This is a genomic window from Actinokineospora cianjurensis (genome assembly GCF_003663795.1).
GTDB lineage: Bacteria > Actinomycetota > Actinomycetes > Mycobacteriales > Pseudonocardiaceae > Actinokineospora > Actinokineospora terrae.
Window position 1 is genome coordinate 332,952 of the sequence record NZ_RCDD01000005.1, and the last position, 22,363, is coordinate 355,314.

Here is a 22,363-nt window from a genome sequence, read left to right on the forward strand (position 1 = left end):
GGTGTGGGTCGAGGTGGGTGCGGACAGCGGCTCGGTCCTGGGCTACGAGCACACGGCGCTGTGCTACGCCAGCGACCGGGAACTGCTCGACAGCGCCGTCCCGTTCCTGGCCGAGGGCGTCGACCGGGGCGACGCCGTGGTGATCGCGCTCGACCCCAAGCGCGCCGACATGGTGCTCGCCGAACTCGACCGCCCCGACGCCGTCACCACCCTGCCCGCAGGCGGCCAGTACGCGCGCCCGGCGCTGGCCATCAAGTCCTATTGCGACCTGTTCACCACGCTGCTCGACGGCGTCGGCGCGGTGCGGGTGCTCGGGGCGCTGCCGCCCGCCGCGATGGAGCGGGAGTGGGACGTGTGGTCGCGGTACGAGGCCGCGGTGAACCGCGCCTTCGACCGCTTCCCCGTCAGCACCATGTGCACCTACGACACCCGCGTGCTCGCCCCCGAGGTCGTCGACGACGTGCTCAGCACCCACCCGCTCCTCGCCGACCCCCGCGGTGAGCACCCCAGCAACCCGGCCTTCGTGGACCCGTCGTCGTTCCTGCGGCGCCCCCGGCGCGCCGAGCCGCTCCCGGTCCAGTCCACCCCGCCCGCGGTCGACCTGGTCAACCCGATGCCCGCCGCCGCCCGCGCCGCCCTGCACGCCGTGCGCACCGTGTCGCCAGCCGCCCTCGACGACCTGGTGGTCTCGGTCAGCGAGGTCGTCACCAACGCCCACACCCACGGCACCGCCCCCATCCACCTGCGCGCCTGGACCGAACCCGCCCACATGGTCGTCACCGTCCACGACGCGGGCCCCGGCCCCACCGACCCCTTCGCCGGCCTCATCCCCACCCCGGGCCCCCACGGCGGCGGCTACGGCCTCTGGATAGCCCACCAACTCTGCACCCACGTCCTGCACACCCACGACACCACCGGCTTCACAGTCCGCCTCAGCGTCACCGGCTGACCAGCCACCCTCGCCCCACCCGCTCACCCAGGGCCCAGGTGAGCCAGGAGTCTGTCGGCTACCAAGCCCTGGCAGCGGTCACCAGGTGACCAGGAGGCGATCGAGGCCGCGGACCATGCGGCCCTGGCGCCAGTGGGGGGTGGCGGGTTCGGCGGGGTGGAGGGTGGGGAAGCGGCGGAGCAGGGCTTCGAGGGCGATGCGGAGTTCCGCTTTGGCGAGTTGGGCGGCGACGCAGTAGTGGGGGCCGTGGCCGAAGGCCAGGTGGGGGTTGGGTTTGCGGGTCAGGTCGAGCTCGTCCGGGTGGGGGTATGCGCGCGGGTCGCGGTTGGCGGCGTCGAGGTGGACCATCACGGCGTCGCCCGCGTGGATCATGATGTCGCCCAGGGGGATGTCCTCCAGGGCGATGCGGGTGAAACCGGCGGAGGTAACCGTGGGCGTCAGCCGCAGCAGTTCGTCCACCGCTGAGTCGAGCAGGGCGGGGTCCGCGCGCAGCCGGGCGAGCTGTGCGGGGTGCGACAGCAGGGTGTGGACGAAGTTGCCGATGTGGTTGGACGTCGTCTCCAGGCCCGCGTAGAGCAGCGTCACCCCCAGCACCACCAGCTCCTCCTCGCTCAGCCCGCCGTCCTGGTCGCGGGCCACCACCAGCGCCCCGAGCAGGTCGTCCGCGGGCTCCCGCCGCCGCAGGGCGACCAATGACGCCAGGTAATCCTTGAGCGCCGCGAAAGCCGCGTGGATCTCCGCGGCCGGGAACGCCGTGGTGGCCAGGGCGATGTCCACCCACGAGGCGAACCGATCCCGGTCCACGAGCGGCACCCCCAGCAGGTGGCAGATCACCGACACCGGCAGCGGCACCGCCAACCCCGCCACCAGGTCCGCGGGCGGCCCCTGCTCCTCCACCCGGTCGAGCAGCTCCTCCGTCACCCGAGAAGCGTGCGCGGCCAACCGTTCCAGCCTGCGCGGGCTGAACGCGCCGGACACCAGGCGGCGCAAGCGGTTGTGCTCCGGCGGGTCCGTGGTGTGCAGCGTCGGGTCGGTCAGCCTGCGCGGCGAGGTGCGCGGCACGTCGCGGTCCAGCAGCGCGGCCCGGCTGAACCTCGGGTCGCCCAGCACCACCCGCACGTCCTCGTACCGCACCACCAACCACGCCTCACCCCCGTACGGCAGCGAGATCCGGCTCACCGGCTCGTGCGCGCGCAGGTGGGCGTACTCGGGTTCCAGCTCCAGCGCGGTCGGCTCGCGGAACGGGTACTGGCGTGCGGGTCGCATCGGCGGTCTCCCGGTGGTCGCGACGAACGGCGTCACCACCAGTGGTCGGCCCGGCACCGCGCGGAGTTCCGGTCGGTTGACCCCGGGAACCCGCCGCCGTGCGGCGACGACCTGTAGGGGACGGCCGAGCAGGCGGGGAGCGGACATGGGCTGGTACGAGGACGACGACGTCTGGGTGGGGTTCGCGGACGTGATGTTCCCGCCGCGGCGGGCGGCGCAGGCGCAACGGCTGGTGGCGACCTCGCCGCTGCTCAAGGTCGCCGGGGGAGACCGGGTGCTGGACCTGGCGTGCGGTCCGGCGACGCACGTGGTGCCGCTGGCCGCCCAGGGCGCGGAGGTCACCGGGGTCGACCTGAGCATGGCGATGCTCGCGATGGCCAGGGCGGCCTGCGAACGGGCCGGGGTGACCGCCCGGCTGGTGCGCGCCGACATGCGGGAGTTCGTCGAGCGCGACTCCTACGACCTGGTGGTCAACATGTACACCTCGTTCGGCTACTTCACCGACCCCGGCGACAACCTCGCCGTGCTGCGCAACGCCAATGCCAGCCTCGTGCCCGGCGGCAGGATGCTGGTCGACGTGCTGGGCAAGGAAGTCCTGGCCGGTTGGGTCGGTCGCCCGCAGGCCGTCGACGTCGACGGCGGCACGGTGTTCATGCGCGACACCATCCTCGAGGACTGGACCCGGCTGCGCACCGACTGGACTTACGTGCGGGGCGACGAGATCCGGCGCACGTCCATCCACTGTGTCCTCTACAGCGCCGCCGAGCTGCGGACCCTCTTCGAGGCGGCCGGGTTCACCGAGGTCGAGTGCTTCGGCGACTTCGACGGGTCGCCCTACGACAACCACGCCAGCAGGCTGATCGTGCGGGGCACCCGTGCTTGACGTCCACGAGCACATCACCGACGCGGTCAAGACCCCCGCCCTCGTCCGGCTCGCGCCCAACGTCGTGCTGATCAGGTTCGAGACGCTCAAGGTCTACGCCGCTCTCGGCGCGCTGCGCCATCTCCTCGACACCGGCGTGATCCGGCCGGGTCAGACCGTTGTGGACAGTTCCAGTGGTATCTACGCGCTGGCGCTGGCGATGGCCTGCCACCGCTACGACCTGCGCTGCCACATCGTCGCGTCCACCACCGTGGACGACGCTACCCGCGCCCAGCTGGAGATCCTCGGCGCCACGGTGGACCAGATGCCGCCGTCCGACGACCTGCGGCTCGACCAGAACCGCCGCGTCGCAAGGGTTCGGGAGCTCCTCGCCACCGACCCCGGTCTGCATTGGATGCGCCAGTACCACGACCCGGTGCACCACCTGGGGTACGCCGAACTGGCCGAACTCCTGCGGCACGCGCTGCCCGGCGCGCGGCTCACGGTGGTCGGCAGCGTCGGCACCGGGGCGTCCACCGGCGGCCTGATCCGCGCGCTGCGCCGCCACGACCCCGGGGTGCGGCTGGTCGGCGTCCAACCCTTCGGCAGCGTGACGTTCGGCAGCGAGCGGTTCACCGACCCCGACGCCATCATCGCCGGGATCGGCAGCGCCATCGCGTTCGACAACGTCCACCACGACCTCTACGACCAGGTGCACTGGCTGGACTTCCAGCACGCCATGGCCGCCACCGTCGCCCTCATGCGCGACCACGCCGTGTTCGCGGGCCTGTCCACCGGCGCCGCCCACCTGGTCGCGTCGTGGGAAGCGCGCGACGCCCCCGACCGGACCCACCTGGTCATCGGTGCCGACACCGGCCACCGCTACACCCAGCGCGTCTTCACCCGCCACCGCGAGGCAATTGACCCGGCGGGCCTGGCGCCGCTGGTGATCAGCGATCTCGGTGACCTGGCGATGCCGTGGTCCACTATGGAGTGGGCGCGGCGCGGTGCCCGGGTGCCCGCTCAGGAACGTCGACGGAAGGACGCCGTGCTGTGACGGTCGTGTTGCTGGAGGCCCTGACGTTCGGGCTCGGCAGGTTGGCTGACGCCGCGGCCGCGGCCAAGCACGACCTGGTGCTGCTGACGGGGGACCGGTCGATCTACCGGCACGAACTGTCCACAATGGGATCCAGGGTGCGAGTGGTGGACATCGACACCACTGACGTGGCGGCGTGCGAGGCCGCGTTGCGGGAAATCCCCGATCTCGCCGGGTTGATCAGCTCGACGGACACGTGGGCGATCCCTGGCGCCGAGCTTGCCGCCAGACTGGGGCTGCCGGGGCCATCGGCTGACGCCGTGCGGGTGTTGCGGGACAAGGCAGCCGTGCGGGCGCGGTTGCACGAGCACGGGCTCAGCCGGGGCGGCCCGCTTGATCCCTGCACGGCGGACGAGTTTCCCCTGGTGGTCAAGGATTCGGCTGGGACCTCGTCGCGCGGGGTGTGGCTGGCCCGCACGCCGGACGAGTTGGCCGAGGCACTGCGCGCCGCTGCTGGCACACCGTTGAAGGGCCGCCTGATCGCGGAGCCGTACTTCGAGGGACCGCTCTACAGCGCCGAAACCATCACCTGGGGCGGCCGCACGCGACTGCTCGGCGTGATGAGCAGGCAACTCTCGCCAGAACCGGTACGCCGCGAGGAGGCCGCCGCGTTCCCGGTCGCGTTCCCCGGCGCCGAACTCGACGAACTGGGGCGCTGGATCGGCCGCGTGCTCGATGTCGCCGGGTTCGAGCAGGGCTTCGCGCACACCGAGTTCGTCCTCACCGCCGACGGGCCCGAGGTCGTGGAGATCAACCCGCGGATCGGCGGCGCCCTGGTCGGCGAGGCGCTGTGCCGGGCGCTCGACACGAACGTCTACCAGGACATGGTGGCGATGGCGCTGGGCGAGCACCCCGCGTTGCTCGACCGGGAGCCGCGACCGGTGCACCGCGCGACCGGGTTCGTGCTGCTGTACCCGTCGAGTCCGGGTGTGCTGGACGGGTGGTCCGGTGTGGACAGACTGCCGAGACTGCCCGGCGCGCCGCAGTGGTACCCGACCGCGGCGCCGGGGCAGGTGGTCGAACACCTCGCCGACCAACGGTCCTGCACCGGGATCGTCCTCGCCGAGGGACCGACCGCGGAGATCGCGCTGCACCGCGCGTTGGCCGCGGCGGGCGGTGTCACCCCTGTGGTCACCGCCCGCCACGGGGTCACCGGCGGGTGAAGCAGGTGCTGCTCGCGCCGGGGAACAACTCCGGCGCGAGGCCGATGGCGAAGTCGCGGATCAGCACGTCCACGTCGAGGTAGGTCTTCGCGCGGCACTCCTCGAAGTTCTTGTCGACCCCCGCGATGAAGTTGCCCTCCTTGAACGGGCGGAACCGCGCCATCCTGGGGTCGGCCTTGAGGGTGTCGAGGGTCATCTTCATCGGGTCGTACACCGCGAAGAAGTCCGCGTCCGCACCCGCGCCGACGCCCGCCTCGAAGTCGTACGGCTTGCCGTTGGGGGCGCCGTTGTCGCGCGCGAAGACGTTGGTCGCGCCGAGTTGGGTGAGCAGCCTGCCGACGAGGGTCTCGGTGCCGTGGCCGTAGACGAACTCGCAGCCGCGCTCCGGGGTGACGCACAGGTAGCCGACCCGGCGGTTGTCGATCTTGCCGGAGACCGTGCGCACCACCTCGTCGTACCGGGTCTTGATCTTGTCGAACTCGGTGTTCGCGGCGGACTCGGCGTTGGAGAACGCGCCGACCATCTTGATCCACTCGGCGGAGGCCAGGGCGTTGCGCTCCATCCGGTTGGACACGCTGATCCCGGGCAACCCGGCCGCGCGGGCGTTCGAGATGTCGTCGAAGCCCTGGCCGAAGCCGGACATGAAGATGGCCTGGGTCTTGCTGCCGAGCAGCGCTTCCTTGTCGAGGTCGGTGTACTCGCCGACGGATACGGGCTCTCGCGCGGACTTGACCACGCTGTCGTACCAGGGGTCCTTCTTGGCGTTGTTGAGCAACTGTCCACTGAGGCCGGTGATGGCGGCGTTCTTGCCGAGGCGGTCGACCATCGCCAGCGCGTTGAACGACGTGACCGCCACGTTCGTGACCGGGACCTGGACGAACAGCGCGCCTTCCAGGTCTCCCGTCGCCTTGGGTTGGGGGGTTCCGCACTGGTAGAGCACGTATCGGAGCTTGGTGCCGGTGGTGGTCTCGGTGTCGGTCAGGGTGATGGTCTTATACGAGTTGTGGTAGCTGATGTCCCACAGCTCCGACTCGTCGACGGTGCTCTTGTCGGGGAAGTAGTCCCGGCCCTCGGCATAGTCGGTCACGCAGCCTTGTCGGGCGTCGTCGGTCGCTGCCGGACCCGTTGTCGCGCAGCCCGTGAGGGCCAGGGCCAGTACGACCATGAGCTTCTTCACTGTGGGGTGCTCCCGGGGTTCCTGAGGTGGGTGACGAGCGCGCCGAGGCCGGTGCCCTCGGCGCCGTCGACCCACCAGCGTGCGTCTGGCTCGATCTTCAGGGTGAGGCTGGAGTCCTCTGTGGTGGGTGTGTACCCGGCTCGTCGGACGGCGTGTTCGGCCCAGTGCCGCAGGCGCCCTTCCGCGTCGACGCGCACGGTCGCGCCTGCGGTGCCGCTGTCGGCGACCACGATGGTGGCCGCGGCGTCGTCGAAGGTCATGTTCTCGCCCGCGAAGCAGTCGGCGATAGCGCCGCCGTACGCGAGGTCCTCGGGCGCGCCCGAGGTCACCGACTGCCCCCTCACGAGCCAGACCTGGTCGGCGCGGCGCAAGGCGAACCCGAGGTCGTGGGTGGACAGCACGATCGCCATCCCGCTGGTGGCCGCCAACCTGCTCAACACCGCCGCCAACTCGATCCGCCGCGCCACGTCGAGGAACGCGGTCGGCTCGTCCAGCACCAGCACCGCCGGTTCCTGCGCCAGCGCCCTGGCCAGCATCACCCGCTGCCGCTCACCGTCGGACAGGTCGCTGAGCACCCTGTCCCGCAACCGCTCGACCCCCGCGTCGCCCAACGCCCGGTCGACCACCTCCTGGTCCCGTTCCCCCCGCCCACCCAGCCACGACCGGTACGGCAACCGCCCCAACGCCACCACGGCCTCGACACTCATCAACCCCACGTCAACCGGCTCGGTCAACATCACCGCCACCCGCCGAGCCCGCTCCCTCGCCGACAGCCCCCCAAGATCCACCCCGTCGAGCAACACCCGCCCGGCCAACGCCCCCTGCGCCCCCACCAACGTCCGCAACAACGTCGACTTCCCAGCCCCGTTCGCCCCCACCACCGCGACCAACTTACCCGCTCTGGCCGCCAACTCAACCCCCCGAAGCACCACAACCTCCCGCCCCCGCCGCCGATACCCCACGACCAACTCTTCCGTCGCCAGCACCGGTTCCCCGCTCATCGCGCCTGCTTTCGGCCACACCGCGACACCTTGCCGCCATCCGAGCGACAACCGCCGGGGGACCTGAGGTCGCACAGTCCTCTTGCGACGCCACGGTGGATGCGCGTCCTGGATGGTGGCCGCACTGCGACGGCGCACGGCCGGTACGCGACATCTCCTCGCCCGCGAGGCCGGATGCGGCTCACCACTCCGCCCCATCTCCGGTGCCCGGCGACCGATCCCACCGCCTGCCCATCACCCCTGCCTTCGCACTCGGCCACACCGCGGGCCGATGGGCCGATGTCGGCGAACACGATGTCGCGCGGCGTCGCGGCTGCCCGCCCCCGGTGTCCGACGGCCATCCCCGTCGCCACCACCGCGCGCCCGCTCATCGAGCCTGCTTTCGGGCTCGGCCGGAGAGCAGGACCCACAGGATCACCGGGGCGCCGACGAAGGCGGTGACGGAGTTGAGGGGGAGGGAGGTCCTGGTCAGGCCGTTGCCGCCCGCGATGTACTCCGACGCCAGTACGATGACGGCGCCGATGAGGGCGCTGGCGGGCAGGACGAGGCGGTGGTCGGCGGTGCGGAGCAGGCCGCGGGCCAGGTGGGGGGCGGCGAGGCCGACGAAGCCGATGGCGCCGCAGTAGGCCGTGGTGATGCCGGAGAGCACGGCGACACTGGCCAGGGACAGGAAGTGCACGCGGCGGACGTTCACGCCCAGGCTGCTCGCGTACCGCTCGCCCAGCAGCAACGCGTTCAACGGCTGCGCCAGGTACACCGACAGCCCCAGCACCACCGCGCACGCGATCGAGATGATCCGCAGCTCGTCCCACGTCACGTTGCGCACCGAGCCGCGGGTGAACGTCGCCAGCGCCTGCAAGCGGTCGGGGTCGGTGTAGTACACGAGCATGTCGACGATCGCGCCCGCCAGGTAGCCCAGCATCACCCCGACCACCAGCACCACCACCGGGTCACCGACCCGCCTGGCGATGCCCAGCGCGATCAGCAGCACCGCGCCCGCCCCCGCCACCGCCGCCCCGGTCACCCCGAGCTGGCTCACCACACCGAGCCCGGCCAGCCAGCCCACCCCGCCTGTGCCCAGGATGACCACGGCCGCGCCGAGGATGGCGCCGGAGCTGACGCCCAGCACGAACGGGTCGGCCAGCGGGTTGCGGAACAGCGCCTGCATCTGCGTCCCGCCGACCGCGAGCGCCGCCCCGGCCAGCAGCCCGGCGACGACCTTGGGCAGCCGGGCGTCCAGCACGATGGTCCTGGTGATCTCCGACTCCGCGCCGCGCCCGGTCAGCACCCGGACCACCTCGCCGAGCGGGATCGCCACCGACCCCTGCGTGATCAGCACGACCACCACGGCCAGCACCAGGACCACCAGCAGCGCGAACACCGCCGCCACCGCGCCCTTGCCCACGGTCCCTCCCTCCGGTGGATCGCCCACCCACGAGGAAGTCGGACGGCGACCGCGGCTGGTTCCCGGGAACTCCCGGGGCGCGCGCGCCGACTTGTGCCGTGGTTGCCGACGTTCGGGAGGGCGTTGCATGGAGCACTACGGGCCGCAGACCTACGGCGAGCTCAACGCCGACGTGTACGACGAGTGGCACGCGGACCTGGACCCGGCGGACGCGGTGCGGTGCCTGGCGGACCTTATCGCCCTCGGCCCGCCGGGACCGGTGCTGGAACTGGCGGTCGGCACCGGCCGGGTGACGATCCCGTTGGCGGCGCGAGGCGTTGACCTGCGCGGGATCGATGCCTCCGAGGCCATGGTGGCGCGGATGCGGGCCAAGCCGGGCGGTGAGCGGATCCCGGTCGCCATCGGGGACATGGCCGATGTCGACCCGGGCACCGACGACCGGTTCGCGATGGTGTTCGTCGTGTTCAGCACCTTCTTCTTCCTGATGACCCAGGACGAGCAGGTCCGCTGCTTCACCAACGTCGCCGACCGCCTGCTGCCCGGCGGCCGCTTCGTCCTGGAGTGCCCGGTGCCGGACATCGCGCGCTACCAGCGCGACCAGAGCGTCGACGTGCACGACGTGGGTCTCGACCACGTCCGCCTGGTCACCGTCCGGCACGACCCGCTCAACCAGCGCTTCGACGGCCACCACGTCCTCATCAGCGGCGCGGGCATCCGCCTTGCCCCGGTCTCGATGCGCTACGCCTGGCCCGCCGAACTCGACCTGATGGCCCGCATCGCGGGCCTGCGACCACGCCACCGCTGGTCCGGTTGGAAACGGGAACCCTTCCGCGGCCAGGGAATGTACGTCACGGTCTACGAGAAGCCCGCCCCAGCAACGCCAACGGCGGAAGCACCACGCACTGTGCCGCGATGACCAGCCAGAACCCCGGCAGCCATACCACCGACTCGAACACCCCATACACCGCACCGCCGACGACCCCGCTCAGGAACGCCCCGAGCCCCGCCGCCAGCCGTTGTTGCCCGAAGGTCACCGTGGCCGACCGGGTCGACCGCGCCAGTGCCTCCAGGTCGTTCTTGAGGAACAGCACCGCCGTCCCGACGCTCATCGCCGCCGCCCCCACCGCGATGCTCCCCACCGTCCCACCCGCGAATGCCACCATTCCCAGCGCCACGAAGGAGAACCCGAACCCCAGCGCCACCACGTAGCGCGCCCGCCCGACCCGATCCGCGACCAGCGGCTGCACCACCGCCAACCCCAGCGAGTACCCCATCATCACCACGCCGTACCCCGTGATCGGCAGCCGCCCGACCGCGAACACCGCCAGGTACTGGTAGAACTGCATGTAGACGTAATGCGTCACCACGGTCACCGCGAACGGCGTCACCGCCAAGCCGTGCAGCACCCGCCGAAACGGCTCCACCACGGCGTTCTCGCGCTCGGGCCGCAGGAAAGCGTGCCCCACCAACAACACCGCGTACAGCACCGACGTCATCGCGAACAACCGCCCCGGGTCGTCCAGGGACACCGCCCCCACCACCGGCCCGACCGCGATCCCCAGGTTCCCTGCCGCGTTGCCCGCCGACACCAACCGCGCCCGCTCATCCACCGACGCCGAGTGCGCGAGGTACCCGCGATAGGCGGGGGAGTAGAGCGCCCCCGCCGCGCAACTCAGGAAGAGCCCCAACACCACCGGCCCGCCGAGGTACGCCACCGCCCCCACGGCGTACAGCGCCGTCGCCCCCACCAGCGCCCGCTTCAAACCCACCCGCTCGGCCACCGCCGCCATCACCGGGGCACTGGCGAACTGCACCAACATCGCCGCCCCGAGCACCACCCCGACCTGCGCCATCCCCACGCCGAGCCGCTCCCGCAACACCACGGCCAGGTACGGGTACACCGCGAATGTCCCCACGTTGACCAGGAACCCGCCCACCAGCAACAGAACCCGCGCCCCACCCATGATCCACCGGTCGGCCGCCGGTCCCGGATGGTTCCCTCAGTCGCCGAGGAACACGTTCGCCACGCTCAGCAGCACCTCTTCGCTGACCGGTCCGCTGATCGCGTAGGTGTAGCCGCCATTGGTCCAGGTGAGGCGGGAACCCTTGCAGATGATGACGCCCTCCAATGCTCGGCCGCCCTTGCTGGTGTAGACCACCGGGTAGGAGTTCGTCCGAGGGGCTCGTGTCCAGGTGGCCAGGTGTCGGCCGATGATCACGTCTTCCTCCGCTGTCGGGTGATCGGGCTCGGCGTAGGGTCGGCCCACGGCGGGGGAGTAGCGCTCGACGACCACCCGCGCGCCGCCCACCTGGTACATCGCGGTCATCATCGCCGTATCGCCGAACCGCCAGTACACGCCCGTGAGCTCCCCCAGCGACGGGCTCGACGGCAACACCCACCCAACCGTCGCGGCGTCCGGAACCGGGACGAACTCGTCCTTCGCCACTGCCTCGCACCCGTCCTTGGACGTGCTCTCGGGTGCGACGGCGATGGTCGGGCTCCCAGCGCCGACCACCTGCCCGGGTCGATCCACCTCGCCCAACACCAGGGCGCTCGCCCCCACCGCCAGCACCGCCACCGCCGCGGCGATCAACCACACCCCCTTCTTGGTCCCGACCGCAACACTCCCCACACGGGCCACCACGGCTCGACCCGGTTGCGGAGCGACGGTGAACCCGGACCGGGGTGATCCGGTGGGCGTCCTGGTCGGTCCGCTCGGCTTCCACGAGTGGGCCGCCCTGTCGGTGTTGCTCGATGTCCTCGCGGCGACCCGGGCCATGATCGCTGCCACCGCCGGGTCGTTCGGGGGTTGGCGCAGGTGCTGTTCCGCCGTCGCCAGTTCGGTGATCAGGTCGTCGTCACGCATGGCCGCGCACCCCGTCGTCCAGCCGCTGGTCCAGTGACACCGGGACCACCTCCCGCAGCCGGGCCAGGGCCCGGAACGCGCGTGACTTCACCGAGCCGCGCGGCCAGCCGAGGACCTGCGCGGTCTCCGCCTCGGTCAGGCCGAGCAGGTAGCGGCACCCCAGCACCTGCCGGTCCTTCTCCGGCAGTCCGAGCAGCGCTGACCACAGCACCCGGCTCCGCTCCGCCGCCTCCGCCGTCCGGTGCGGGTCCCCGGACCCGACCACCTCGTCCACCGACTCCCGCAGCACCGCCACCCGCCCGGTCACCCGGTCCCGCCGCGTGCGCGTCCGGTGCAGGTTGCGCGCCTGGTTCACCACGATCCGCAGCAGCCACGGCCGGAACGGCTCCCCGACCCGGAACCCCGCCAGGTGGTCGAAGGCCCGCACGAACGCCTCCTGCACCACGTCCTCGCAGTCCGCCCCCGCCCCGGCCAACGCCGCCACCCGGCAGGCCACCCCGTGGTAGCGCCGCACCAACACCTCGAACGCCCCCAACTCACCCGCGACCGACCGCACCACCAACCCACCATCGTCGTCCACGGCACCGCCCGCCCCTCGCCACAGCCACCACCCCTCCGGGTACACCGCAGGTCTCGGGATGGTTTCACGGCCGCGCCACCGGCCACCGGCCTTGATCCGTACCGGGTACGCTGGCGCCTCGCCGGTCGGGGCCTGTGACGGGAGGACTCGTGCCCGCGTGGGTACTCGCGGTCGTTGTCGCCGCGCTCGGACTCGTGGCCGGGGTGCTGGGCAACTGGACCAAGCCGCCGCCGTGGGCGCGGCCGTGGCGGGTGTGGACCCTGTTCGGGGTCGTCTCCGCGCTGCTGATCGGGTTCGCGGCCTACAAGATCTACGACAACTGGGAAGACCGCGGCGCGCCCGCCGGGCCGAGCTCGTCTCCGGTGCCGAGCCAGGAACCCGGTTCGACGCCGAGCACCCAGCCGCCGACGTCCTCCGCGCTGGTCACCACGACCGCACCGCTCCCGGCCACCCGACCGGCCCCGACGCTGCCCGCCGCGCCGAAGCGTGACATCGAGGTGGCGGGCACCGCGGTCACCCAGACCGTGCAGGCACCGGCAGCGGCGGGACCCACCTATCTCGACGCGGCCAGGTCACAGCGGTTCGGCGCCTCCCACGGCTACCTCCGCGCGTCCGGCTCCGGGACCCAGAGTCGAAGCTGACGTCGGTCGCGTACCGGCTACCGGGGAACTTCAGGCCCATCTCGTAGTACGAGTCGTGCTTGCTCGTGATGGTCGACTGCGGATTTCCGGTCAAGCACCGGGTGCGGGTCGTCGCGGAGGGTGCCTGGCTCACGGTGTCGGTGGACGGGGGACCCGGGCAGTCGTGGCAGGCGCTCGCGGAGTGCGGGGATCTGCTGTTCTTCGCCTGGGGTGGGTTGACGGTGACCGTCGACCGGGTCCAGCGGGGGTGACGCGCGGCGGCGTCAGGGCCCCGTTGGCGGAGTTCGGAAGGGTCCCGTTGTCAGAGGCCGAGGAAGGCGAGGACCGCGGTGCGGAACTCGGGGCTGGCCAGGGCGCCGACGTGGTCGCCGGGGACGTGCTGGAGCTGGGAGTCGGGGACCTGGGCGGCGAGGTGGTCGATGCCCTGGGCCATCGGGTCCTCCTGGCCCGCGAGGAACAGGGTGGGGACCTGGGGGGCGCCCGCGGTGGGGTCGAACGGTTCGCGGGCGAGGCCCTCGACGAGGTTGAGCAGGGACGCGGTGTCCTGGCCGGGGGTGGTCACCAGGTGGGTGATGATCCCGGTGAGCATGTCCTGCGGCTGAGGCCCTCCCGCGGCGGCGGCCCTGGCGACCGCGAGGTCGACCGCGGCGAACGGCTCCATCGGGCTCAGACCGCCGAGCACGAGCCTGCGCACCGGGATCACCCCTGCCAGGTCCCACGCCAGCCGGGCCCCGAGCGAGTACCCCACCAGGTCGACCTCCCCGGCGCCGATCCCCTCGGCCAACCGCGCGATCAAGTGCGCGCTGGTCACCTCGTCGGGGGATCCGACAGCCGGACCGCCCGCGTGCCCAGGCAGGTGCACCACAACGGTCTCCCGCCCCGCCTCGGTCAGGACGTCAGCCCACCGCTCGGCGGGCCAGTCGAGGTCCGCACTGCTCGCGAACCCGTGCACGAGCACGACAGGCGGGCCGGAAACCCCGGCGGTGGGCGCGGTGCGGGTGGTCGGCAAGGCGACGACACTGGTCATTCTACGAGCGTAGACACAAACGGCGATCGTCTCAAGCGGTTGGGCAAGGGAAAGCCCCGCCGCGCCCAGGAGATGGCGGGCACGGCGGGGCGGGAAGGGCTATGCGGCGATGCGGGTCAGGACGCTGTCCACGTAGTCGCTGTAGCGGTCGACCAGGTCGCCGACGGGGTGCATGAGGCTGGCCACGTTGGCGCCGATGGTGACGGAGATGATCTCGTCGGCGAGGGTGCCGACCGTGGGGGACTCCGGGGTTCGGCCCTGGGTGCAGGCGGCGGCGATGCGGCGGGTCAGCTCGGCTCGCCAGGCGGTGAGGAGTTCTCGGTACTGCCTGGCGAGGTCCGGGTTGGCGACCGAGTGCTCCCACAGCACCAGCAGCACCCGCGCCGAGGTGATCCGGTGCTCGTCGAGCGGCATCGCCGCCTCGACGAAACCGCGCAGCGCGTCGGCCGGGGTCGCCGAGGGGTCCAGTGTGGACACCCGGGTGTCGGTCTCGCGCAGCACGCTCTCGAAGGTGGCCGCGATGATGCCGTCCTTGTTCGCGAAGTAGTGCTTGAGGGCGCCATTGGCGAAACCGGCCGCGGTGACGATGCTGCGCATCGTGGCTGCCTCGAAGCCGCCAGCGGCGATCAGCCGCTTGGCGACCTCGACGATCTCCCGGCGCCGCTGATCATGGTCGATGACCTTCGGCATGGTGGTGCTCCGGTTGAGCTCGGTGTCACGCCGAGTCGCGAAGGCCGAGCCAGGCGGCCCGGCGTTCTGCTTGGCGTGCCGGGTCGGCGACGGGTGCTGCCAGCAGCAGCCGCCGGGTGTACGGGTGGGACGGTTCGTGGGTGACGGTCTGCGTCGGTCCTGACTCGACGATCTCGCCGTGGTACATCACCGACACGCGGTGGCACACCCGGCGGACGACCCCGAGGTCGTGCGAGACGAACAGGTACGACACCCCGGTCTCGCGCTGCAGGTCGATGAACAGCTCCAGGATCGTCGCCTGCGTCGTCAGGTCCAGCGCGCTCACCGGCTCGTCGCACACGATCAGCCGGGGCTTGCGCACCAGCGCCCGCGCGATGGCGATGCGCTGCCGCTGCCCGCCGGAGAACTCGCTCGGGTACCGGTGCACCGAGTCCGCTGGCAGCCGCACCCGGTCCAGCATCTCGGCGACCGTGGCGCGGGCCTGGGCCCGGGTCGTACCAGCGACTTGCAGCGGCTGGGCCAGGACCTCGCCGACGGTCATCGTCGGGTCCAGCGAGCCGTAGGGGTCCTGGAACACCACCTGGATGTCGTTGGCCAGCCGCCGACGGGCCGCACCGCGCGTGTGCGTGATGTCCTGCCCGTCGAAGGTGATCCGGCCCGACTCCACCGGCGTCAGCCCCAGCAGTGCCCTGCCCAGAGTGGACTTGCCGGACCCGCTCTCGCCGACCAGTCCCACGCACTCCCCGGCCCCGACCGAGATCGAGACCCCCTTGAGCGCGCGGAACCGGACCTTGCGGGCGAGCCGGTAGTCGACAACCAGGTCCTGCACCGACAACAGCGGCGCGAAATCTGCGGTCATCGTGCGTCGTCCTCTCCGCCCGCGTGCGCGAGGGCGCGGTCCAGTTCGTCGCGTCCCTCGACGTCGTCGAGCGAGGCGCTGATCAGCTCGGCGGTGTACGGGTGCGCCGGGGCGCGGAAGATCTGCTCCACCCGCCCGGTCTCCACGATCCGACCGTCCTTCATCACCACGACCCGGTCGCAGATGTCGGCGACCACACCGAAGTTGTGCGTCACGATCACCAGCGCCATGCCGTACTCCTGCTGCAGTTCCCGCAGCAGCTCCAGCACCTCGGCCTGCACCGTCACGTCCAGCGCGGTGGTCGGCTCGTCGGCGACCAGCACCGACGGCCTGCCCGACACCGCCCCCGCGATCAGCACGCGCTGGGCCATACCGCCGGAGATCTGGTGCGGGTACGACCCGAGCACCCGCTCCGGGTCCGTGATGCCCACCCGGACCAGCACCTCCCTGGCCCTGGCGCGCGCGTCGGCCTTGGAGAGCCCGTGCACGTACCGCAGCGGCTCGACCAGCTGGTGCTCGATCGTGTAGCACGGGTCCAGGTTGGACAGCGGCTCCTGCGGCACGTACCCGATGGACCGCCCCAGCAGCGCGGCCCGCTCGGCCGAGGACAGCTTGCTGACCTCGCGCCCGCTGATCCAGATCCCGTCCGCGACCGCCGTACCACCGGAGGGCAGCAGGTCGAGCACGGCGAAGCTGGTCTGCGTCTTGCCCGACCCCGACTCGCCCACGATCCCGAGCACCTCGCCGGGCGCCGCGTCCAGCGACACCCCGCACACGACTTCCTTGACCCCGCCCTGGGTGGCGTACCCGACCCGCAGGTTCTCCACCCGTAGAGCGCAGTCCTCCAGCGCGTGTTCGTGCGACCCGCTCGCCCCACGGTTGGACAGCTCCGCGGCGGACGGCGCCGCCAGCTCCTGCCGCACGCGCGCCTTGGACCGCTTGCTCGGCTGCTCGGCCCGGATGCTGATCAGGTCGGCCAGCGTCGACCCGATGAACGCCAGCGCCGCGATGGTGATGCCGAGCGCGATCGAGGGCCAGAGCAGGATCTTCGGGTAGGTGAGCATGGTGTTGAAGCCGTCGTTCATCATCTGGCCCCAGCTCGGCGTGGACGCCGAACCGATGCCGAGGAACTGCAGGCCCGCCTGCATGCCGATCGCGATGCCCGCGGTCAGCGCCGTCTGCACCACGATCGGCGCGTACACCGCGCGCATCATGTGCGTGCGCAGGATCCGCGGGTTGGTCACCCCGGCGACGCGGGCGGCGTCGATGTAGGGCTCCTTGCGCACCGCCATCGCCCGCGCCCGGCTGATCCGGTAGTAGCCGGGCGCCATGAACACGCCGAGGGCGACCATCAGGACCGGGAACGACTGGCCGGTGCCCGCCGCGACCACCAGCAGCACGATCATGCCGGGGATCGACTGGAGCGCGTCGCTGAGCCACGAGCAGATCCGGTCGGTGGCCCCGCCGAAGTAGCCCGCGCTCACGCCAGCGGGGACACCGAGCACCAGACCGGCGACGCAGGTGATCACCGCGCCGTAGAGCGTGGTCCGCGCGCCGTAGAGCAGCCTGCTGAGGATGTCGCGGCCCGCGGAGTCGCCGCCGAGCAGGTGCCCGTTGCCCGGTTCGGCGTGCACGATCTTGAAGGTGACGAAGTTCGGGTCGAACGGCGCCAGCCACGGCGCCAGGACCGCGGCGGCGACCAGGAGCAGCAGCACCACCAGCGCGACCACGCCGAGCGGTCGGCGCAGGTAGCGGCGCAGCAGCGAGATCCGCCGCACGGGCGCCAGGGTGGTGGGGAACGGGGCTGTGGTCATCGCTCGCGCACCTTCGGGTTGACCCACCCGAGCACGAGGTCGAGGAGGAAGTTGACGAGGACGACGAACACCACGGTCACGGCGGTCAGCCCGAGCAGCACCGGGATGTCCCCGATCTGCGAGGCGGACTGGGTGAGGCTGCCGATGCCGGGCAGGTTGAACACGATCTCCACGACGATGGCGCCGCCGAGCAGGCCGACGAACATCAGCGCCAGCACGGTCAGCGCGGACGGGGACGCGTTGCGCAGCACGTGCGTGGTGACCCGCCGCTTGGACAGCCCGCGTGCCCGCAGGGTCCGCACGAAGTCCTGGTTGTTGACCTGCAGGAAGCCGTTGCGCAGCTGCTCGCCGACCATGACGATCGCGCCGAGCGCCAGCGACACCGACGGCAGCGTGATCGAGCTCAGCCACTCGCCGACCGACACCTCGGGGGAGACGTAGCCGACGGCGGGGAACCAGCGCAGCTCGATGGCGAACCAGGTGACCAGCACGAGGCTGACCCAGAAGCCGGGCAGCGCGAAGAGCACCACCGAGGCCAGCTTGAGGCCGCGGTCGAGCAGGCCGCCGGGGCGCAGGCCGCAGGCGATGCCGACCGCGACACCGATGACGGCCGCGAGCACGGTCGCGAACACGACCACCGACAGCGTCACCGGTACCCGCAGCGCGAGCTGGTCGCCCACGGGCTGGAAGCTGCGCCACGAGGTGCCGAAGTCACCGGTGGCGGCGTGCGAGATCCAGTCCCAGAACTGGGTCAGCACCGGCCGGTCGTAGCCGATCTTGGCGCGCAGCGCCGCCTGCTGGGCGGCGGTGGCGCTGTTGCCGAGCAGGCCGGGGGTGGGGTCCCCGATGGCGACGAAGGCGAGGAAGAAGGTGCCGCTGCACACGACGACCAGCAGCAGGATGCCCGACAGCAGGCGTTTGGCGATGAAGGAAAGCATTGTCTCGGCTCCTCACCGGCAGGTCCGTCCACTCGGGACGGACCTGCCGGAGCACGGGCGCGTCAGCCGCGCTGGATGAACCGCAGGGTCGGGAACATCATGCCGGTGACCGGCTGCACCTTGATGCCCTTGACGCTGAAGTAGGTGTTGTCCGCCTGGTACCACACGCTCCACCAGGCCAGGTCGACGAGCTTGGTGTTGAGCTTCTTGAGCAGCTCGGTCTGCGCCGCGCCCTCATCGGCGTTCTCCACCTGGTCGACCAGGGCCTTGACCTCGGGGAACTTGTCCACCGACGGGTTCGGGTTGTACCACTGCGCGGTGGTGACCTGGTCGCTCAGCGTCGCCATGTCGTTGCCGCTCATGGCGATCACGGCGAGGAACATCGGGTAGGTCGGGGCGTTCTTCTGGTAGTCCGGCATCGCCATGTCGACCCACTCGACCTTGATGCCCAGCTCGCCGAAGGTCTGGTTCGCCGCGGGCTGCCAGGCGGCGAAGATCGGCGACATCGGCATCTTGACGCTGAAGCCGTCCGGGTAGCCCGCCTCGGCCAGCAGCGACTTGGCCTTGGCCATGTCGGTCTTGTACTTGGTGTCCATCGACTTGTCGTAGACGCCGCCGTCGACCGGCCACAGCTGGTTGGTCGCGGTGCCGGAGCCGTTGCCGACCGCCTGCAGGATGCCCGCGGAGTCGAACGCGTAGCTGATGGCCTGGCGCACCTTCTGCTCACCGAGCGCCTTGACCTGCGTGCCGGTGCGGTCGGCGAACTGCACGCCGACCCACGAGGACGGCTTGGAGGCGATGTTCCAGCCGTTCTCCTTGGCCTTGGCCAGGTTCGCCGCGTTGGCGAACTGCATGTTGAGCTGGCCGGAGAGCATCGCGTTGAAGCTCGCGGTCTGGTCGATGATCGGGAACAGCTTCACCGACGGGAACGGGTAGGTCGCGGCGTCCCAGTGGTTCGCCTTCTTGGCGAAGATGTACTGCGACTGCGGCGCGGAGTTGGCCTTGTCGAAGGTGTACGGGCCGGACCCGACCGGGCCGTTGGCCAGCGAACCGGCCGAGATCGCCGCCGGGGAGGCCATCCAGCTGCGGCCGAGGCCCATGAAGTACAGCAGCGAGTCGTCGCGCTTGGTCAGCTTGATCTCGATGGTGTCCTCGTCCTTGGCGGTGGCGCCGGAGACGTTGAGGTATGCCTGGCCGGAGCGCACGCCCTTCTTCAGGTGGTCGATGTTGGCCACCGCGGCGGCCGCGTCGAACTTCTGGCCGTCCTCGAAGGTGACGCCGGTGCGCAGGTCGGCGGTGAGGGTCAGCCGGTCGGCCGACCACTCCCACTTGGTGGCCAGCGCGGGCACCGGTTTGCCGCTGTTGTCCAGTGCGACCAGCGGGTCGTAGACGGCGGACATGTACGGGCCGTCGAAGCCGATGTCGGCGCTGGCCGGGTCCCAGGACGTGACGTCGAGGAAGACGCCCGCCTTGAGCTCGGTGATCTCCTGGCCGCCGCCGTTGCCGCCGGTCGTGCCGCCCGCGGTGCCGCCCGCGTTGCCGGTACAACCGGCGAGCGCGGTCGCCGCCGCGACAGCGATAGCGACCAGTGCCGCTGTCCGTGTCCTCGTCATGGAGCCTTCTCTCGGGTGGGGGGACTAGCTCACGGGGGTCCCGCGCCGCTGCCGCGAAGCCGTCCTCGCCTTGCGAAACATGCGGATCAAGAAGTGAGACCTGGCTCACTGTGGTGCGGGATAGTCTACGGTCGTCGGCAAATAAATCAATGGTCTACCGACGTTGAAAATTCTCGGGCTTTCCCGGCCGCTGGCGGTGGACAACTGCCGGGCCGAGGGGATAACGCCAGGTCAGACCGCTTGTGCGATGAGTACCCGGGGGCTGCCGGGCAGGGCGATGACCTCGCGGGCCGCCCAGCCGGTCGCCGCCAGCCAGCCGCGGACCTCGGCCTCGGGGTAGACCACTGTTCCGTCGATGACGAAGTACTCGCCCGCGTGCAGGCCGTCGATCGCGCGCTGGCGCTCGTCGTCGTCGAGGAAGAAGTCGAGCAGCAGCAGGGTCGCGCCGTCGCTGGCCGCCGCGCGCGCGTTGGCCAGGATCACCTGGTTCTGCTCGGCGGTGAAGCGGTGGATGACGTGGTTGACCATGACGATGTCGTGGTCACCGCCGGGTGCGGCGGTCTCGGTGGGGGCGGGCTCGACGGTCGCGCGGTCGGCGAAGCCCGCCGCCGCGACGGCGTCGACGATGGCCTGCTCGAAGTCGGGCGCGAAGACGAACTTGACGGTCAGTTCGGCGTTGGCCCGCAGCGCGCCGAGGGCGAACTCGGGGGACAGGCCGCCCAGGTCGAGCATCGACTTGTAGGAGGTGAAGTCGAAGCCGCGGGCCAGCATCGCCGCGTGCAGCGCGTTGTAGCGCATGACGCCCGCCATGAAGGTGCCCCAGCGGGCCTCGTCCATCTGCAGCTCGCCCGGCGTGGTGGTGTCGACGCTCTTGTCGAACTGCAGCCAGTGGCCGTAGCTGATGTCGTTGAGGAAGGTGAGGAACGGCGCGAGGTCGACGTCGCCACCGCCCGCGAGGAACGCGGCGGAGTCGTCGGCAAGGGAGTACTTGCCGTCGACGCGGTCGAGCAGGCCCTTGCCGTTCATCGCGTCGGCCAGGATGCGGACCATCCGCTCGCTGACGCCAGTGGTCTCGGCGAGCTCCGCGGCGGTGCGCGGGCCGTCGGCCAGCGCCGGGAACAGCCCGATCCGCGACGCGGCGAACAACTGCTTGGCGCCCATGTAGCCGATCGCGATGTCGACGATGCGGTCAGGGGTGGGTGCGGTCATGGACTGCTCCTCGCAAAGGGGGTGGTGGGTTCGCCCGAGCCTGGTGCGCTGACGGGGAGAGTGGTTAGTCTATGTACGTAGACTAAAAACGCCAGCCCGGCAGTCAAGGGTCTTTGGTGCCCGGCGAGGTAACAAGATGTCAAGGTTGCGTAACGTCCCGGTCACGTGCGGAATATCGCCCGTTGGCGAACAACAGCCGGTAGTCGGTCCGGCACCGGCGTGACCGGGGCAAATGTCTACGCACGTATATTCATGGTCCGGTCAGTCGAGAGGAACCCACGATGACTTCTGCGCGCACCGTCCTGGTCACCGGGGGAGCGGGCGGCATCGGCCGCGCGATCGCCACCGCGTTCTCCGCCCTGGGTGATGACGTCGTCATCGCCGACCTCGCAGGCGTCGAGGAGGCCGCCGCCGACCTGGGCGTGCGCGGCGTGACCCTCGACATCACCGACGAGCCCTCGATCACCGCCGCCCTGGCCGAGGTCGGCGAGGTGGACGTGCTCGTCAACAACGCGGGCATCCTCACCGTGCACGGCGCGCTGCTGGAACTGCCTGCCGCCGACCTGCTCAAGATCCTCCAGGTCAACGTCCACGGCACCTTCCTCATCACCCAGCACGTAGCCCGCCGCATGGTCGCCAGGGGCCAGGGCGGCGCCATCGTCAACCTGTCCTCCATCGGCGGCCGCCAACCCACCCCCGGCATGGGCGGCTACGAGAGCAGCAAGGCCGCCGTGGACGCGCTGACCAGGTGGGCGGCCATCGAACTGGCCCCGCACGGCATCCGGGTGAACGCCGTGGCTCCTGGGCCAGTTCTGACCCCGATGCTGGCGCTTGGTTTGCCGGAAGGCTCCCCTGCTCGGGAGGCGTGGGTGAGCCGCATCCCGCTCCGCCAGTTGGCCCCGGTCGACCAGGTGGCCGCCGCCGCCGTCTTCCTGGCCAGCGCCTCCGCCACCCACATCACCGGCATCAGCCTCCCCGTCGACGGCGGCCAGCTACTGGTGTAGACGAACCCCCTTTTTTCCTCGCCCCCTGGGTCGGCCGACGCCCCCGACCAATCCAGGGGGCCTTCGCGATCACTGGCCCAACCATGGTGGCCCCACCACGCCCGCGAACAACGTTGGCCAACCACCCGGCCCTCACAGACGTTGGCCCCAACGTGCCCCTCCCAGACGTTGGTCCGAAACCGCTCCTCGGATCCGCTGGTGC

The 22,363-nt window shown here is 71.1% G+C and carries 22 protein-coding genes; 8 read left to right on the forward strand and 14 right to left on the reverse strand.

Features of this window, described 5'->3' with window-relative positions; translation table 11 throughout:
- Window positions 1-13: 13 nt before the first annotated feature.
- Complete coding sequence (locus tag CLV68_RS26775) at window positions 14-949, forward strand: anti-sigma factor RsbA family regulatory protein (protein ID WP_170224603.1); 936 nt, start codon at window positions 14-16, stop codon at window positions 947-949.
- Between the two features lie 78 nt (window positions 950-1,027).
- Here the strand turns inward: CLV68_RS26775 and CLV68_RS26780 are convergent, their stop codons facing one another.
- Entirely contained in the window at window positions 1,028-2,362 is a 1,335-nt protein-coding gene (locus tag CLV68_RS26780) for a cytochrome P450 (protein ID WP_246010129.1), read from the reverse strand.
- Between CLV68_RS26780 and CLV68_RS26785 the strand changes: the two genes are divergently transcribed.
- From CLV68_RS26785 to CLV68_RS26795, 3 genes are read left to right on the forward strand one after another with little or no spacing between them, the layout of a single operon-like run.
- A complete protein-coding gene (locus tag CLV68_RS26785; RefSeq protein WP_121393654.1) occupies window positions 2,361-3,098 on the forward strand; it encodes an SAM-dependent methyltransferase in 738 nt (245 codons plus the stop codon). The two genes, CLV68_RS26780 and CLV68_RS26785, sit on opposite strands and share 2 nt — an antisense overlap.
- Window positions 3,091-4,134 (forward strand): pyridoxal-phosphate dependent enzyme, encoded by a 1,044-nt coding sequence (locus tag CLV68_RS26790; RefSeq protein ID WP_121393655.1) that lies wholly within the window; start codon window positions 3,091-3,093, stop codon window positions 4,132-4,134. The genes CLV68_RS26785 and CLV68_RS26790 overlap by 8 nt, the downstream gene beginning before the upstream one ends.
- On the forward strand, window positions 4,131-5,336 hold the full coding sequence (locus CLV68_RS26795; RefSeq protein WP_121393656.1) for an ATP-grasp domain-containing protein: 1,206 nt from the start codon (window positions 4,131-4,133) through the stop codon (window positions 5,334-5,336). Before CLV68_RS26790 ends, CLV68_RS26795 begins: the two co-directional genes overlap by 4 nt.
- On the opposite strand, the gene CLV68_RS26800 is transcribed toward CLV68_RS26795, so the two are convergent.
- The 3 genes from CLV68_RS26800 to CLV68_RS26810 form a co-directional block, all read right to left on the reverse strand.
- The gene (locus CLV68_RS26800; protein WP_121393657.1) at window positions 5,323-6,513 is read right to left on the reverse strand and encodes an ABC transporter substrate-binding protein; all 1,191 of its coding nucleotides are present in this window, start codon (window positions 6,511-6,513) and stop codon (window positions 5,323-5,325) included. The two genes, CLV68_RS26795 and CLV68_RS26800, sit on opposite strands and share 14 nt — an antisense overlap.
- Window positions 6,510-7,442 (reverse strand): ABC transporter ATP-binding protein, encoded by a 933-nt coding sequence (locus CLV68_RS26805; RefSeq protein WP_246010130.1) that lies wholly within the window; start codon window positions 7,440-7,442, stop codon window positions 6,510-6,512. The genes CLV68_RS26800 and CLV68_RS26805 overlap by 4 nt, the downstream gene beginning before the upstream one ends.
- Before the next feature lie 439 nt (window positions 7,443-7,881).
- Window positions 7,882-8,919 (reverse strand): FecCD family ABC transporter permease, encoded by a 1,038-nt coding sequence (locus tag CLV68_RS26810; RefSeq protein WP_246010131.1) that lies wholly within the window; start codon window positions 8,917-8,919, stop codon window positions 7,882-7,884.
- Window positions 8,920-9,046: 127 nt separating this feature from the next.
- Here CLV68_RS26810 and CLV68_RS26815 point away from each other — a divergent pair, with 127 nt between their 5' ends.
- On the forward strand, window positions 9,047-9,835 hold the full coding sequence (locus tag CLV68_RS26815) for a class I SAM-dependent DNA methyltransferase (RefSeq protein ID WP_121393660.1): 789 nt from the start codon (window positions 9,047-9,049) through the stop codon (window positions 9,833-9,835).
- On the opposite strand, the gene CLV68_RS26820 is transcribed toward CLV68_RS26815, so the two are convergent.
- From CLV68_RS26820 to CLV68_RS26830, 3 genes are read right to left on the reverse strand one after another with little or no spacing between them, the layout of a single operon-like run.
- The gene (locus tag CLV68_RS26820) at window positions 9,768-10,883 is read right to left on the reverse strand and encodes an MFS transporter (protein ID WP_121393661.1); all 1,116 of its coding nucleotides are present in this window, start codon (window positions 10,881-10,883) and stop codon (window positions 9,768-9,770) included. The two genes, CLV68_RS26815 and CLV68_RS26820, sit on opposite strands and share 68 nt — an antisense overlap.
- Window positions 10,884-10,919: 36 nt before the next feature.
- Window positions 10,920-11,786 carry a hypothetical protein gene (locus tag CLV68_RS26825; protein WP_121393662.1) on the reverse strand — a complete coding sequence of 289 codons (867 nt, stop codon included), beginning with the start codon at window positions 11,784-11,786 and terminating at the stop codon, window positions 10,920-10,922.
- Window positions 11,779-12,366, reverse strand: coding sequence for an RNA polymerase sigma factor (locus CLV68_RS26830; RefSeq protein WP_121393663.1), 588 nt, complete (start codon window positions 12,364-12,366; stop codon window positions 11,779-11,781). Before CLV68_RS26830 ends, CLV68_RS26825 begins: the two co-directional genes overlap by 8 nt.
- 149 nt (window positions 12,367-12,515) lie before the next feature.
- On the opposite strand from CLV68_RS26830, the gene CLV68_RS26835 reads away from it, so the two are divergent.
- Together CLV68_RS26835 and CLV68_RS26840 are read left to right on the forward strand one after the other, a co-directional pair.
- Complete coding sequence (locus CLV68_RS26835) at window positions 12,516-13,007, forward strand: hypothetical protein (RefSeq protein WP_121393664.1); 492 nt, start codon at window positions 12,516-12,518, stop codon at window positions 13,005-13,007.
- A gap of 59 nt (window positions 13,008-13,066) precedes the next feature.
- Window positions 13,067-13,258, forward strand: a complete 192-nt coding sequence (locus CLV68_RS26840; protein ID WP_147460179.1) for a hypothetical protein — start codon at window positions 13,067-13,069, stop codon at window positions 13,256-13,258.
- Between the two features lie 50 nt (window positions 13,259-13,308).
- Here the strand turns inward: CLV68_RS26840 and CLV68_RS26845 are convergent, their stop codons facing one another.
- The 7 genes from CLV68_RS26845 to CLV68_RS26875 form a co-directional block, all read right to left on the reverse strand.
- Window positions 13,309-14,034, reverse strand: a complete 726-nt coding sequence (locus tag CLV68_RS26845) for an alpha/beta fold hydrolase (RefSeq protein WP_121393666.1) — start codon at window positions 14,032-14,034, stop codon at window positions 13,309-13,311.
- Window positions 14,035-14,133: 99 nt separating this feature from the next.
- Complete coding sequence (locus CLV68_RS26850; RefSeq protein WP_121393667.1) at window positions 14,134-14,724, reverse strand: TetR/AcrR family transcriptional regulator; 591 nt, start codon at window positions 14,722-14,724, stop codon at window positions 14,134-14,136.
- Window positions 14,725-14,749: 25 nt separating this feature from the next.
- Window positions 14,750-15,583 carry an ATP-binding cassette domain-containing protein gene (locus CLV68_RS26855; RefSeq protein WP_121393668.1) on the reverse strand — a complete coding sequence of 278 codons (834 nt, stop codon included), beginning with the start codon at window positions 15,581-15,583 and terminating at the stop codon, window positions 14,750-14,752.
- Window positions 15,580-17,397 carry a dipeptide/oligopeptide/nickel ABC transporter permease/ATP-binding protein gene (locus tag CLV68_RS26860; RefSeq protein ID WP_121393669.1) on the reverse strand — a complete coding sequence of 606 codons (1,818 nt, stop codon included), beginning with the start codon at window positions 17,395-17,397 and terminating at the stop codon, window positions 15,580-15,582. The genes CLV68_RS26855 and CLV68_RS26860 overlap by 4 nt, the downstream gene beginning before the upstream one ends.
- On the reverse strand, window positions 17,394-18,335 hold the full coding sequence (locus CLV68_RS26865) for an ABC transporter permease (protein ID WP_121393670.1): 942 nt from the start codon (window positions 18,333-18,335) through the stop codon (window positions 17,394-17,396). Before CLV68_RS26865 ends, CLV68_RS26860 begins: the two co-directional genes overlap by 4 nt.
- A 62-nt stretch (window positions 18,336-18,397) precedes the next feature.
- Complete coding sequence (locus tag CLV68_RS26870; protein WP_121393671.1) at window positions 18,398-19,948, reverse strand: ABC transporter substrate-binding protein; 1,551 nt, start codon at window positions 19,946-19,948, stop codon at window positions 18,398-18,400.
- A gap of 231 nt (window positions 19,949-20,179) precedes the next feature.
- Window positions 20,180-21,157 (reverse strand): methyltransferase family protein, encoded by a 978-nt coding sequence (locus CLV68_RS26875; RefSeq protein WP_121393672.1) that lies wholly within the window; start codon window positions 21,155-21,157, stop codon window positions 20,180-20,182.
- 281 nt (window positions 21,158-21,438) lie between these two features.
- Here CLV68_RS26875 and CLV68_RS26880 point away from each other — a divergent pair, with 281 nt between their 5' ends.
- Window positions 21,439-22,161, forward strand: a complete 723-nt coding sequence (locus CLV68_RS26880; RefSeq protein ID WP_121393673.1) for an SDR family NAD(P)-dependent oxidoreductase — start codon at window positions 21,439-21,441, stop codon at window positions 22,159-22,161.
- Window positions 22,162-22,363 lie beyond the last annotated feature (202 nt).

Excerpts from the sequence above, each read along its gene's own strand:
- CLV68_RS26785 (WP_121393654.1), top strand. The coding sequence starts at position 2,361 with ATGGGCTGGTACGAGGACGACGACGTCTGGGTGGGGTTCGCGGACGTG.
- CLV68_RS26780 (WP_246010129.1), bottom strand. The coding sequence starts at position 2,362 with ATGTCCGCTCCCCGCCTGCTCGGCCGTCCCCTACAGGTCGTCGCCGCA.
- CLV68_RS26815 (WP_121393660.1), top strand. The coding sequence starts at position 9,047 with ATGGAGCACTACGGGCCGCAGACCTACGGCGAGCTCAACGCCGACGTG.
- CLV68_RS26820 (WP_121393661.1), bottom strand. The coding sequence starts at position 10,883 with ATGGGTGGGGCGCGGGTTCTGTTGCTGGTGGGCGGGTTCCTGGTCAAC.
- CLV68_RS26825 (WP_121393662.1), bottom strand. The coding sequence starts at position 11,786 with ATGCGTGACGACGACCTGATCACCGAACTGGCGACGGCGGAACAGCAC.
- CLV68_RS26845 (WP_121393666.1), bottom strand. The coding sequence starts at position 14,034 with ATGACCAGTGTCGTCGCCTTGCCGACCACCCGCACCGCGCCCACCGCC.
- CLV68_RS26850 (WP_121393667.1), bottom strand. The coding sequence starts at position 14,724 with ATGCCGAAGGTCATCGACCATGATCAGCGGCGCCGGGAGATCGTCGAG.
- CLV68_RS26855 (WP_121393668.1), bottom strand. The coding sequence starts at position 15,583 with ATGACCGCAGATTTCGCGCCGCTGTTGTCGGTGCAGGACCTGGTTGTC.
- CLV68_RS26860 (WP_121393669.1), bottom strand. The coding sequence starts at position 17,397 with ATGACCACAGCCCCGTTCCCCACCACCCTGGCGCCCGTGCGGCGGATC.
- CLV68_RS26865 (WP_121393670.1), bottom strand. The coding sequence starts at position 18,335 with ATGCTTTCCTTCATCGCCAAACGCCTGCTGTCGGGCATCCTGCTGCTG.
- CLV68_RS26870 (WP_121393671.1), bottom strand. The coding sequence starts at position 19,948 with ATGACGAGGACACGGACAGCGGCACTGGTCGCTATCGCTGTCGCGGCG.
- CLV68_RS26875 (WP_121393672.1), bottom strand. The coding sequence starts at position 21,157 with ATGACCGCACCCACCCCTGACCGCATCGTCGACATCGCGATCGGCTAC.
- CLV68_RS26880 (WP_121393673.1), top strand. The coding sequence starts at position 21,439 with ATGACTTCTGCGCGCACCGTCCTGGTCACCGGGGGAGCGGGCGGCATC.